This is a genomic window from Salipiger bermudensis (genome assembly GCF_017309175.1).
Classification (GTDB): domain Bacteria; phylum Pseudomonadota; class Alphaproteobacteria; order Rhodobacterales; family Rhodobacteraceae; genus Salipiger; species Salipiger bermudensis.
This window is the reverse complement of record NZ_JAEKJV010000001.1, coordinates 1-13,617: the sequence shown is the minus strand read 5'-3', so window position 1 is coordinate 13,617 and position 13,617 is coordinate 1. Positions and strand designations below refer to the sequence as shown.

General features: G+C 62.4%; 10 protein-coding genes. 8 read left to right on the top strand and 2 right to left on the bottom strand.

Annotation, left to right across the window (positions count from 1 at the left end; genetic code table 11):
- Positions 1–46 precede the first annotated feature (46 nt).
- Entirely contained in the window at positions 47–1,063 is a 1,017-nt protein-coding gene (gene dusA, locus JF542_RS00050) for a tRNA dihydrouridine(20/20a) synthase DusA (RefSeq protein WP_207074298.1), read from the bottom strand.
- Positions 1,064–1,321: 258 nt separating this feature from the next.
- Between dusA and JF542_RS00045 the strand changes: the two genes are divergently transcribed.
- From JF542_RS00045 to JF542_RS00010, 8 genes are all read left to right on the top strand, one after another.
- Positions 1,322–2,476, top strand: a complete 1,155-nt coding sequence (locus tag JF542_RS00045) for a tyrosine-type recombinase/integrase (RefSeq protein WP_207074297.1) — start codon at positions 1,322–1,324, stop codon at positions 2,474–2,476.
- A 102-nt stretch (positions 2,477–2,578) separates the two neighbouring features.
- Positions 2,579–3,862 (top strand): hypothetical protein, encoded by a 1,284-nt coding sequence (locus JF542_RS00040; protein WP_207074296.1) that lies wholly within the window; start codon positions 2,579–2,581, stop codon positions 3,860–3,862.
- Positions 3,863–4,130: 268 nt separating this feature from the next.
- Positions 4,131–7,472 (top strand): type I restriction-modification system endonuclease, encoded by a 3,342-nt coding sequence (gene hsdR / locus JF542_RS00035; protein ID WP_207074295.1) that lies wholly within the window; start codon positions 4,131–4,133, stop codon positions 7,470–7,472.
- Positions 7,469–8,971, top strand: coding sequence for a class I SAM-dependent DNA methyltransferase (locus JF542_RS00030; protein ID WP_207074294.1), 1,503 nt, complete (start codon positions 7,469–7,471; stop codon positions 8,969–8,971). Before hsdR ends, JF542_RS00030 begins: the two co-directional genes overlap by 4 nt.
- Positions 8,968–10,368: a restriction endonuclease subunit S gene (locus JF542_RS00025; protein WP_207074293.1), complete on the top strand. Its 1,401-nt coding sequence runs from the start codon at positions 8,968–8,970 to the stop codon at positions 10,366–10,368. Before JF542_RS00030 ends, JF542_RS00025 begins: the two co-directional genes overlap by 4 nt.
- 84 nt (positions 10,369–10,452) lie before the next feature.
- Complete coding sequence (locus tag JF542_RS00020) at positions 10,453–10,836, top strand: hypothetical protein (protein ID WP_207074292.1); 384 nt, start codon at positions 10,453–10,455, stop codon at positions 10,834–10,836.
- 9 nt (positions 10,837–10,845) lie between these two features.
- A complete protein-coding gene (locus tag JF542_RS00015) occupies positions 10,846–11,604 on the top strand; it encodes an HNH endonuclease (RefSeq protein ID WP_207074291.1) in 759 nt (252 codons plus the stop codon).
- Positions 11,605–11,730: 126 nt separating this feature from the next.
- Positions 11,731–12,396 carry a DNA-binding protein gene (locus JF542_RS00010; protein WP_207074290.1) on the top strand — a complete coding sequence of 222 codons (666 nt, stop codon included), beginning with the start codon at positions 11,731–11,733 and terminating at the stop codon, positions 12,394–12,396.
- A gap of 115 nt (positions 12,397–12,511) precedes the next feature.
- Here JF542_RS00010 and JF542_RS00005 read toward each other — a convergent pair.
- The coding region (locus tag JF542_RS00005; protein WP_207074289.1) for a hypothetical protein at positions 12,512–13,617 on the bottom strand (1,106 nt) is incomplete at its 5' end.

Sequence of the window (13,617 nt, the reverse complement as noted above, 5' to 3'; positions counted from 1 at the left end):
AGTCCCCCACCGCCGCGCGTGCAAGCCTTGCGCCGATGCGCGAAGCTCAGGCGGCCGCTGGCACCCGCGACAGCGCCTCTTCGACCAGCTCCGGCCCGGCGCCGTCGCGCGTGGCGCCCTCGGACAGCACCCGGCGCCACTGCCGCGCTCCCGGTCGCCCGGCAAAGAGGCCCAGCATGTGCCGGGTGATCTGGTGCAGCCTGCCGCCGCTGGCGAGGTGGCGCTCGATATAGGGCAGCATCGCCTGCACCGCCTCTTCAGGGGACACCGGCCCGACCGCCTCGCCATAGATCCGGGCATCGGCATTGGCGAGGATGTCCCAAGGCTGGTGATAGGCGGCGCGCCCGATCATCACGCCGTCGAGCCCGTCGGCGAGCAGCGCCTCGGCGGTATCGAGATCTGTGATGCCGCCGTTGATCGACACGTGCAACTGCGGGAAGGCCCGCTTCATCTCGCGCACGATCTCGTAATCGAGCGGCGGGATATCGCGGTTTTCCTTGGGGCTCAGCCCCTGCAGCCAGGCCTTGCGGGCGTGGATCACCACGCGCTCGCAGCCCGCGCCCGAGATCTTCTCGAGGAAGTCGGGCAGCACGTCGCGCGGCTCCTGCTCGTCGACGCCGATGCGGCACTTGACGGTGACGTCGATCTTCACCGCCTCGCGCATAGCGGCGACGCAGTCCGCGACGAGCTCCGGCGACCGCATCAGCACAGCGCCGAACGTGCCCGATTGCACCCTGTCCGACGGGCAGCCACAATTGAGATCGACCTGATCATAGCCCGCCTGCTCGCCAAGCGTCGCCGCCCGCGCGAGCTCCTCCGGATCCGACCCGCCAAGCTGCAGCGCGACAGGATGCTCCTCAGGGTTATAGTCGAGCAGATGCAGCGCCCCGCCGCGCACGAGCGCCGGGGCCGTGACCATCTCGGAATAAAGCAGTGCCCTCCGCGACAGCAGCCGGTGCAGATAACGGCAGTGCCGGTCGGTCCAATCCATCATGGGGGCCACGCTTAACCGCGCAGCCCTTCGGACGTCCGAACCCCCTTGTTTTTCTGGCTCTGCGCTCATGATCACCTGACCGATCTTCCTCGATTTATGGGCCTTTTGCCCCCGTTTTTCGGGGTGGTGCAACAGAATGTTGCACCGGACCCGAATTGTTGCACCGCTCTCCGCCTCCTCCGGAGCCTCGCCTCTTCACCGAGAAGGCGAGGGCTCCGCCGGGTGCGCCGGCAGGAGATATCGAACCCTGGACAAAGTTCCGTCCGGCGCGCGCCGCCCGGTTCGATCTCCCGAACATCGGCAACAAATTCCCGAAAGGAGACCCGAATGGGTACCATCATGCAGCGCCGGAAGAAAGACGGCGCAACGAGCTACACGGCGGTGATCCGCAAGAAGAAGGGCGGCAAGGTCGTTTTGACTCTGTCGGAGACCTTCAAGAATGAGACGGCCGCGGCGCGGTGGATGCGCAAGACAGAACGCGCCCTGTCAGAAAAAGGGGCGCTTGATCGCGCCGTCGCCGCGCAGCATCGCACGACGTGGGCGGACGTGATCGGCGACTATTGTGACGCGTCGCCGGAAGGCTTCGGCAAGACCAAGACGGCAAATCTCGCCTATCTCCAACGCCTCGAGTTCGGCAAGCTGGCGGTAGACGACACCGACAATCACGACTTCTTCCGCTTGGGGCAGGATCTTCTGAATGGCGTTCAGGCTCCACCGGCAGACCCGCAAGCTGATTGTCCTGAGCACTACATTCTGAAGCCTCGCAAGCCTCAGACAGTAAACAGCTACATGGCTACCCTGCGCACGGTCGTCTGTTACGGCGGGCCGATCAGCAATATCGACATGCCGATCGGTGCCTTCGAGGTCGCGATAAGGACCCTGAAGCATCAGCGCATGATCGGCCGCTCTGCGACGCGCAATCGGCGGCCCACGCTGGACGAACTCGACAGGCTGTTGACCTACTTTCACGACAGCTATCGGGCCGATCGTCGGCGCGTGCCGATGCACAAGGTGATCGGCGCTGCAATCACCCTTGGCCACCGCCAGGAAGCCCTGTGCCGGATACCTTGGAGTGACCTCAATGAAGAAAAGGCACGCCTCATCATTCGAGACATGAAGCACCCGCGCGAGACTCAAGGCAACGATGTCGAAACCTGGGTGACGGAAGAGGGCATGAAGATGATCATGTCGATGCCCCGCAAGAAGGACCGGGTCTTCCCCTACAGCCCGGACACGATCAGCCGCCTCTTCACGGAAGCATGCCAGATCCTCGGGATCGAGGACCTCCACTACCATGATCTCCGCCACGAAGCGATCTCACGCTTCTTCGAAGTAGGACTCAGCGGCGGGAGCCGTGAGATCATCATGAAATACACGGGCCACTCTCCGGATGGCAGCCTGTCCCGCTACATTCATGTCGAGCAGGTCGGCGACAAATACGCCGACTGGCAATGGTGGCCGATCTTGTTTGCTCCGCTCTGACGTTGGGACTGGGCGCGGCGGACAGTGCTCCGGGCGCCCTACCCTGACCTCGCGTCGACGGAAGAATTTCCGTGCTGACTCTCAGGGAACCAGTTCCTTGCGATGGAACACTCATCTCCCGCCTCCCGCCGAAATTCTCCTGCCACCGCCGACCTATCGGCAGCCGACTATGTCCGGTTGCTGCATCCAACGGGGAGCATCGGAAAAGTCTCCTTCGTGATGATCCGAAGCCGGGACGAGGCTATTACGCGCACGTATTCGGCCGAGACCGCGCCGATTATCGCGGAGTCGCTTCTTGACGAAAGCACCTATCTGACACTCAACCGATTCAACGGCCCACGGGATGGCGGCCGTCTGGCGCAGATCAACGCCCTCTATCTGGATCTCGATGTGCACCGCCTTCCGGGCAGCAACCAGCCCCACGAGCACTGGATCGAAAAGCTGCATATGGAGCTCGATGCCAAGAGCATCCCTCGTCCGTCAGTTCTGACCTTCACCGGCCGAGGACTCGCAGCAATCTGGTTGATTGACCCGCTCCCCAAGGAGGCGCGACCCCGATGGAGCGCATGCCTCAGCTGCCTGATTGGCCTGTTCAAGCACCTGGGCGCGGATAGTGCGTGCAGCGATGTAGCGAGAGTGTTTCGGGTCCCCGGCACCACCAACCTGAAGACGGGTCAAGAGGTACGGACGGTCGACGGGACTCTTCGCCGATACGGGTTCGACGATCTTGCAGACCGGATCTTCGAGGCCGCCGACCGTCCGACACGTCGCCAGCTCTCGAACCGGAAAGCTGAGCAAGCTGGAAAACCCCGATCTGGCGAGCCTCGTGGACTCGCCTCCCGCAAGCGTTTCGCAATGATCTCAAGCGATCTCGACAAGATCGTGAGCCACTGGGGAGGACATGTTCCCGAAGGCAAGCGCAACACGTTCCTCCACCTGGTCGCAACCTGCCTGACGCACACAGCCTCGGAGGCCGACATTGAAGATCAAGTTCTCAGGACCGCCGCCAGCGCCACGCCAGACCTTTCCGAGCGCGAAGTGGTCGGGATCATCAGGAGCGCCGAGAGACAAGCCCAGAAGGCCTGTTCGTCGACGCCTGTGCTCGACGGACGGCTGCACTACTCTGGCGCGCGGATTGCGGAATTGCTGGAGATCTCGGATGACGTCGCACGGACTCTGGGACTCGAGCAGGTTTTCTCCAAGGAGGAGCGCGCCCGCCGCAAGGCATCGCGCGAGAAAGAGCGACGCATGGCTTCGGGGGCAACATCACGGGAAGAATGGCTCTCGCAGAACTCGGCATCGCGAAAGCAACCCTGGAAGGCGGCCGGCATGTCGCGCACGAAATGGTATGAACTGGGCCTGCACAACGCGCTTCGGCCGACGTGAATGTTGCCGGACAGGTCCGTGCCCGCTCCAAGGGCGTAAGCCCCGCCGCAGGCCAAGGCCTGGAGCCCGTCTCCAGGCCACATGGCCCCTGTTCCAGAAAAAACCCAACCGCGCCCGACCGTCCGACCAACCCGCGAAACCACCAGACGACAACCAGTCAAGGGGTCTTGCTCACCGAAAACGCGGGGAAAATCAGCGCAATCTATTGCATTACGCAGTAAGTCCAGAAATTCTGAAGGCGAATAGAGATCGCGAGTAATCAACCAGGATGACCAGTCAGAATTTCGATCACCTGAAGGACATTGATCGCCCCTTGGCAATTCTGGCAACTCACGCCGAGAAATACTTTGTCGACGATGCAAACACGGCCCTGATAAAGACCCGACAGTTCGCCGAACGTATGGCCAGAGTTGTCGCCGAGAACGCCGGAGCGGACACCTCCGTCGACGACACGTTCGCCGACATGCTCCGAAGTATCCGGCGCGACGACTTGGTGCCGGCCGAGATCCTCGATATTCTCCACAGACTGCGTATCGACGGAAACGCAGCAGTCCATGGCCACGATGGCGAACGCCGGATGGCCTTCGAGGCGATCAAGCTGTGCCATCGTCTTGGCGTCTGGCTTCGCGCTTCGGCGACGCGTCAGCCACGGCTGACCATGCCTTTCATTCCGCCTAGGCTGGCGGAGGGCGATGCGCCCGATCTCAAAGAGCAAGTGGCGGCTCTGAGGTCAGAACTGGAGACGAGGTCAGCAGAGGCCGCCCGGCTCGCCGACGAGGCGGATAGTGCGAGAAGCGCCGCCTTGGATGCCGAGGATCGCGCGCGCCTCGCCGAAGAAGAAAGCGCGATATATGCCGAACTGGCCGAGGAGGCCGAACGACGGGCGACTAAGCCCGTGGAGCGCGTTAAGGCGCAGATGTTCATCAAGGCCGCTTTCGACTCGGCCAAAGACATGGACTTCGATGAAGCCGACACACGCCTACTGGTCGACGAGCAGCTCCGCCAGGCGGGATGGGATGCGGACAGCGCGACGCTGCGGTATTACAAAGGCACACGGCCCGAGAAAAACCGAAACATGGCCATCGCCGAGTGGCCGACATCCTCGGGTCCGGCGGACTACGCTCTCTTCGCCGGCCGGACATTGGTCGGCCTCGTGGAGGCGAAGCGCAAACGCAAGAACGTGATGTCTGCGGTCGATGTCCAGGCGACGCGGTATTCGCAAGATATCCAGCCTGAGACGAGTTTCGACTTCGCGGGTGGACCTTGGGATGGCCACAAGGCACCTTTCATCTTCGCCACCAACGGTCGGAGTTTCTATCCGGCGATGGCGACGCAAAGCGGGATCTGGTTCCGGGATACACGCGACGCGACGAATGCATCCCGGGCCTTGGAAGGGTGGTTCACGCCTAAGGGCCTCGTCGAGCGGCTCGAGGTCGACCGTCGCGCCGCGGAAAAGGAGCTCGAGGACAAGCCCTTCAATTTCGGCTTCGACCTGCGCCCCTACCAGAAAAAGGCGATCAAGGCCGTCGAGAAGTGTGTTTCCGAAGGTCAGCGGGAAATGCTCATCGCGATGGCCACAGGCACCGGCAAGACCAAGTTGGCCATCGCCATGATCTACCGCCTCCTTGAGGCCAAGCGCTTCCTGCGCGTCTGTTTCGTCGTCGACCGCAGTGCCCTCGGCGAACAGGCAGAAAGCGCTTTCGAGACAACGCGTATGGTCGGCGCGAAGACGTTCTCCGAGATCTTCGGCCTCCGCGGCCTTGAGGAACAAGACATCGACCGAGACGCGAAGATTCACATCTGCACCGTCCAGAGCCTCGTGAAGCGTGTGCTCGAGCGAGAGCCCGGGGACAGGCCCCCGGTCGACCAATACGACCTGATCCTGATTGACGAGTGCCACCGAGGCTACCTGCTCGACCGCGAGATGAGCGAGGCCGAAACGACCTTCCGGGATCAGAACGACTACGTGTCAAAATACCGGCGCGTGGTCGAGTATTTCGATGCCGTGAAGGTCGGGCTTACGGCGACGCCGGCCCTTCACACCGCGCAAATTTTCGGGGATCCGATCTACCGCTATAGCTACCGTGAGGCCGTTATCGACGGCTGGTTGATCGATCACGATCCACCGCATCTGATCAAGACGGCCCTCAGCGAAGCGGGCATCACGATCGAGGCGGGAGAAACCATCGATGTGCTCGACCCGCGCACGGGCGAAATCGACACCGCGACGCTCCCAGATCAGCTGGATTTCACCGTCGAGCACTTCAACCGGAAGGTGCGTGCGCCGAAATTCAACCAGGTGGTCGCCGCGGAAATTGCGCGACGGATCGACATCATGTCCCCCGATGCCGGCAAGACGCTGGTCTTCGCCACTTCCGACGATCACGCCGACGAGGTCGTCCAGTATCTGCGGCAGGCCTACCGAGACGAGGGCCTCGAGATCCGCGATGACATGATCCAGAAGATTACCGGATCGGTCGACAAGCCTGGCAAGCTGATCTTGAAATACAAGAACGAAGCCGACCCGAGGATCGCCGTGACGGTCGATCTGCTAACGACGGGTATCGATGTCCCGTCGATCACCAACCTCGTCTTCCTTCGCCGGGTAAATTCGCGGATTCTCTACGACCAGATGGTCGGCCGGGCGACCCGCAAGTGCGACGAGATCGGCAAGGAAGCCTTCCAGATCTACGATGCGGTAGACCTCTATCCGAACCTCCAGGCCATGACAGAGATGCGCCCCGTCGTGGTCGACCCGAAGGTCTCTTTCGAAACCCTGTTCGATGGCTTCGATAACGCTGAGGATCCCGATCACCAAGAGGAAATTCTCGACCAGATCATCGTCAAGCTGTCCCGCAAGGTCCGACGCATGAACGCGGAGATCCGGGAGCAATACACCGCCCAAGCGGGCGAGACGCCGGAGGAGACACTCGATCGTCTCCGGACCGGCCCCGCACCCGAGGTCCGACAATGGACCCAGGCGCGTCCGGGGCTTGGCCAGTTCTTCGACTTCAAAGGCGACCGTGGGGCCCCGCCCATCATTCCCATCTACACCGGCGACGACACCGTCACCGGTGTCACGCGTGGGTATGGCGAGGGCGTCCGCCCTGCGGACTTCATCGACGCTTTCCAGACCTTCGTGCGGGACAATGCCAACAAGATCGACGCCCTCAACCTCGTCGTCACGCGTCCCCGCGACCTGACCCGCGAGAGCCTGCGTGAGCTAAGACTGGCCCTCGACGCGCGCCACTTCACGGAGAGCGCCCTGCGCACCGCATGGCGGGATCGCACGAACGAGGACATCGCCGCCTCCATCATCGGCTTCATCCGCCAGGCGGCCCTCGGCGATCCCTTGATCCCCTATGCCGACCGCGTCGATGCGGCCATCAGGAAGGTTGCATCGACTCACGATCTCGACGATGTCCAACGACGCTGGCTCGATCGGATCGGAGACGAGATGAAGAGCCAGGTCGTCATCGACCGTCAGGCCTTCGATGACCCGCCCTTCGCACAGCAGGGCGGCTATAGACGCCTCAACAAGATCTTCGGGGGTGAGCTCGACACCATCCTCGAAGAGATAAGAATCGAGACATGGGAGCCCGCCGCATGAGCGCCACGCAGGACATCGTCGCCAAGCTCTGGAAACTCTGTGACGTCCTCCGCGACGACGGCGTGACCTATTCCGAATACGTCACGGAGCTCACCTTCCTCCTCTTCCTCAAGATGATGGCCGAGACCGGGCAAGAGCGTCGCATCCCCGAGGAATACCGCTGGGACACGCTGGCGAAGCGCGAGGGGCTGGACCAGCTCACCCACTACAAGCACCTCCTGACCTCGCTCGGCGACCCTGACGAGCGTGACGCCGAAGGCAAGCCCAAGGCGGCCAAGGACCCGCTCGTCCTCGCCATCTTCGAGAATGCCCAGACCCGCCTGCGCAAGCCAGCCAACCTCAAGAGCCTGACCACCGCCATCGAAGACCTCGACTGGTTCGATGCGCGCGAGGAGGGCCTGGGCGACCTCTACGAGGGACTCCTCCAGAAGAACGCCGAGGACAAGAAATCCGGCGCCGGGCAATATTTTACGCCGCGCCCGCTGATCGACAGCATCATCCGCCTGACCAAGCCGCAGCTGGGCGAGCGCATCCAGGATCCTGCGGCCGGGACAGGCGGCTTCATCGTCGCCGCGCATCGGCGCGTCTACGAAGAGAACAACGAACTCTACGGCCTGCCCGAGGGCGCCGCCGAGAAGCAGATCCGCGACTGCTACACCCTCGCCGAGCTCGTCCCCGACACGCACCGCCTCTGCCTCATGAACATCATGCTCCACGGCATCGAGGGCGACGCGCAGTCCATGGACACGCTGACGGACGAGGGCGCGGGCCTGCCCAAGGCCGACCTCATCTTGTCCAACCCGCCCTTCGGCACCAAGAAGGGCGGCGGGCGGCCGCAGCGGGGCGACTTCTCGACCACCGCCGGCACATCGAACAAGCAGCTGGCCTTCGTCGAGCATATCATCCGCGGCCTCGCCCCCGGGGGCCGCGCCGCCGTCGTGGTGCCCGATAATGTCCTCTTCGAGGATGGCACAGGCCGGGCCCTGCGCCGGATGCTGATGGGCTGGTGCGACCTGCACACCATCCTGCGCCTGCCCACCGGCATCTTCTACGCCCAGGGGGTCAAGACCAACGTCATCTTCTTCACCCGCAACGCGGACCGCAGCGAGAGCGGCGGGACAGAGGCCGTCTGGGTCTACGACATGCGCGCAGGCGCGCCCTCCTACGGCAAGACGCGCCCCCTGCGGGCCGAGGACTTCGCCGACTTCGAGGCGGCTTACGGCGATGATCCTCATGGCCGCGCCGAGCGGCAGGACCAGGGCGAGGAAGGCCGTTTCCGCCGGTTCACCCGCGACGACATCGAGAAGCGTGGCGACAACCTCGACATCTCCTGGCTGCGCGAGGGCGAGGAAGAGGCCGAGGACGGTCTGACCGACCCCGACGACATCACCGCGGCCATCCTCGGCCACCTGCGTGAAGCCACGCGCGAAATCGAGGCCCTGGTGCTGGAACTGGAAGGCGAGGAAGAGGACGCCCCGGCTGCGGTGGCGGCGGAATGAGTGAACTACCTCAAGGCTGGACGACCACAACACTCGCCGAGAGCGGCGAGTGGATCGGTGGGGGCACGCCGAGCAAGAGCAAGGCTGCATTCTGGACGGACGGTTCGATCCCTTGGGTCTCACCCAAGGACATGAAACGCCTTCGCATCGACAACGCAGAGGATCACATTACCGATGCCGCAGTCGCAGGATCCTCGGTCAAGCCTGTGCCGAAAGGCGCTGTCATGGTGGTCACCCGAAGTGGTATTCTGGCTCATTCAGTTCCGGTGGCTATCGCAGACGTAGATGTGACCGTGAACCAAGACTTGAAGGCTATCGCGCCGTATAAGGCAGTCGACTCCGAATACCTTCTGTTGTCTCTCCGGGCCCTGGAAGACCATTTTCTGTCAACTTGCCGTAAGCACGGCACTACAGTCGCCAGTTTGGATACTGATCGACTGAAGAAAACGGATCTTCCGCTTCCCCCACTCCCTGAGCAGCGGCGGATCGTGGCGAAGCTGGACCGGCTCTCGGCGCGCTCGGCCGCCGCGCGCGACCAGCTCGCCCGCACCACCAAACTCGCCACCCGCGCCAAGCAGGCGATTTTGACGAGGGCGTTCCGTGGTGGCGTATCTTCAAAGGATCATGGCGACTACGGTGACCGTAAAGACATCGATACCCCATTCGCGATCCCGACTTCATGGAGTTGGAAAACTGCTGAAGAGCTATGCGAATGGATCACCAAAGGAACTACACCCAAACGCGATGAACAGCATGCCGGAAACGGTGATGTGCCTTTCATCAAGGTATACAACCTGACCTTCGATGGCTCATTGGATTTCACAAAGGAACCGACTTTCGTCGGCAGACAGATCCACGATGGCTTTCTGAAGCGTTCCAAAGTTTTCCCCGGCGATATTCTGATGAACATCGTGGGGCCTCCGCTCGGGAAGGTCGCAATCGTTCCGGACACTCATCCTGAATGGAACATGAACCAAGCAATCGCTGTGTTCCGCGCGAAGGACGAGATCCTCCCGGCATTCTTGGCCAAGTGGCTGCTCAGTGAGGCTTATCTTTCTTGGGCGACAGCGCTGTCTAAGGCAACCGCTGGACAGAGGAACCTCACGCTCGAAATCTGTCGCAGGTCACCGGTGCCAGTGCCGCCACTGGATGAACAGCGCGAAATCGTCCGCCGCATCGAAGCCGCCTTCGCCCGCATCGACCGGATGACCGAGGAGGCCAGCCGCGGCGCGCATCTCCTCGACCGGCTCGACGAGCGCCTGCTGGCCAAGGCCTTCCGCGGAGAGCTCGTCCCCCAGGACCCCGAGGACGAACCCGCCGAAGCCCTCCTCACCCGCATCCGCGAAGCCCGCGCCGCCGCCCCGAAGGTTAAGCGCGGGCGCAAGGCAAAGCTTTGAAATAATATAGAAAAGGAATACGCCTCGGTTTTATGCGAAGCCGTTTCCTGATAAGCGGGTGGTCCAAGAAAAAGGAGTTCATTCTTGCCCACAACGACGACCATTCCGTTCATTGAAATGCGGAAATTCTACCATCAAGAAATCCACTGCCCTTTCTGCGGTAAGGATCCGGAGAGAGATATGCGCGATGGCGGCGAATTCGCCCCTTGCGAGCACACGCTCCTGATGTCCCACAGCGAGTTTTGGATCTACCTGTCGGACCGCGCCGAAAAGAGTCTGAGCGCAAACGGAATTTCTGCGGAACGCAACGACGGTGACGTGATGTTCACCAAGCCTGACGACGAGGACCTCGACTACGATGATGTATTCGCGGCCATCGAGGCTGACGAGGCTGTCGGTTTCCATCGCATCGTCGGTCCTCCCGCCATGGAATCCACTTGGATCGCCTTCGCGCCAGTTTCCGAATAGGGTGCATCGTTGAGCAAGGAGTTTCGCAGCGCGCCGCTGACCGAGTCAGCCTTGAAACCGGATGTCCTGCGTATCACGATCACGCCGTTCATCCGGGACCTGCCAACGGACGCCATCGGCGGCTCGACAAGGCAGGAAGCTGCGGATCGCCCGCTAACCCTGCATTGGCGAGAGTTGAGCACGCAGGCCGACATTCCGACCAAGAAGGACGATCGCTCGACGTTCCGAGGGTTCCTTCGCCATCGTGGCGAGCTCACAAGACGCATGTTCGAAGATTCAAAGGCCGAACCGGGCGATGTCGTGGTGTTCGAACAACTCGGTTCCCACGAGTTTCGTCTTCACATCGAGAAGTCTGACGGCACCCGTGTTTCGGGCAACATGCCGGTCACCGGTGAGAGAGAGCGGATCCGGAAGTGGGCGCTTCGCGAGACCCGCCCTGATCAGCAGGCGTTCCGGCGAAAGGTCGCGGAACGAGATGGCCTGGAATGCGCGATCACCGGCTGTTCGATCCCCGAGATCCTCGATGCCGCCCATCTCGATCCGCGGGCGCCAGGCGGGTCAGATGACCCGGCGAATGGGATAATCCTGCGTGCAGACATCCACCGTCTCTTCGACGCAGGTCTGCTGTCCATTGACGCGGCTGGCATTGTCTCGATCAGCACCGTTGTGACCGACCCCGAGTATCGCCGCCTTCAACACGCGGCCGCCTCGACCGGCGCGGATCTTGCCAATCTCGCAGCCCGCGCATTTGCTACCACCGGCGCGTAGATTTTTTCGTTCCCAGATTTTTTGCCTAAGTAGAAAAGATCCATCTCCTCAGCACCACCCCGTCGGGGTGGTAGCGCGAGGTAACGGTATTACCGGCGCTTACCATTACCAAAATGGGAGCCGGACATGGCCCAAAAGAAGAACAACACGTCCCTTGAAAAGCAGATCCGCGACGCGATCCAACAGCTGACCGCCGACGGCAAGCCGGTCACGAACCAAGCGGTGCGCGACATTCTCGGCGGCGGATCGTTTAGGGACACCTCGCCGAAGGTGAAGCAGATCACGGCGGAGATCGCGGCGAAGGAACAGGCGGCGCGGGCCGCCCCGGAGATGCCCGAGGATTTTCGCGATGCCGCAGCCGCGATGTGGCAGATGTCCTGGGAACTCGCCGACGAGATCGCCGCATCGGACCGTCGGGCGCATGCCGCCGAACTCGAGAGCCTCAAAGGCGAAGTCGCCGAGGCGCTCGCGAACTGTGCGCTGGTGGAGGACGAGCGGGACGACGCGGAGATGCGGGCCCAGGACCTGGAAAAGAGGCTCGACGACGCTCGGGCCACTCTGCACGACGCGCAGCTTGAAATCGCGCGCCTCGACGGGCGTCTGATGGAGCGCGAGAAAGACATCGTCAGTCGGGTGAAGTGGCCGAAGGCGCCTCACACGACCGAGCACCCGACCGATGATGCTGAAGGCACGCCGCCGGTGACCAAGGACGACACCCAGCTGGACATGTTTCCCAACGAAAAGCCTGGCAAGGAGAAACCCGACGATCCCGAGCCCATCGCGGCCGAATAACATCGCTCAGGATGTCCGCCGTGATACGAGTTCAGAGAACCGCAGGCGGACTCGTTCTGGTCGACCGGGCGGCACTCCGCCCGGCGGCTGCTCCCAACAATGCCCCCGGGTGATCCTATCGGACGAGTTGGCGGACCCGAACCTTGCGTTTCACCCGTATCGGCTTCGGCGGCGTATCGGTGTGCAGGTGGGCGCGATCCTTGCTTAGGGCCTTCGCGGGATCATGGCGCCCGGTTTCAAGATCCAGACCGCGCTGCCTCGCCTCGTGGAAAAGCAACCTGACGCCTGTCGCGTAAGTGCCCTGCAGCGCACCATCGCCGTCGCCGTCAGTCAACAGATATGCGTCCTGTGTCGCGCAGAAGCAGTTCGAGAGGGATGCGTTGGTCATATCGTCCAGCTCGCGCTGCAGCGCTCTTCTGTTCGGATGCTTCGGAATGCTCCAAGCGCCCGGGAAGGCATCGGCCGTCTTCTCGGCCGCCGGGTCCTCGCCGCGCTCGAGCGCGTCGACGACGAACTGTACGGGTTTCGGCACCCAGTCTCTCATGGAACTCACGACCTTCGCGAGAGCTCGGGATCTCCAGTTGAAAAGGGCTTCGGACCGATCTACCTCCACCTCCCGGTTTTCGACCTGCGCCTGGTTCGTCCGAGCCTTCTCCAATATCGTTTCAGCGACCTCCTCCCTTCTTTCGACAGAAGCCTGCATCTGGGTCACCGACGCCAGTTTCTTTGCGAACTTCACGACGACATCGAAAGCCGGCTGAACTCGCCGCGCGAGTTGATTGCGGTCTTTCGGGTCGGAGGGCGCGTTCGGGCCGAATTTCAGTCCTTCCGACTTCGCCGAGGTCGCAGGCCTGTATGCGATCTTCTCGTCGAGAACTGCAGCGGTGCCCGCGTCGATCGCCTCTGCTTTCTGCTCCGCCGTCGCGGTTACGACCTTCGCGCGTTCGAGTTCATCGGTGATGCGCGCCTCGGCATTTTCGAGTTCTTTGCGCCGTTGCTCGTCCTCGGCCCGGAGCCTCGCCGTCTCCTTCGCCCGCTTGTAGTCCGACGTGTTCAGGCGCTCACGTGATAGTGCCCCATAGCGTGGTGTAGGAATCCGCGAGCGTCGCCACATGCGACGCTGGCGGTCACCGTCGATCTTCGGAGAAGGTTCGGGTTGCGACACCTGAAACCTGAGACGGAGATGACGATGACCGACGACAGAATGGCTCTGATGGAGCT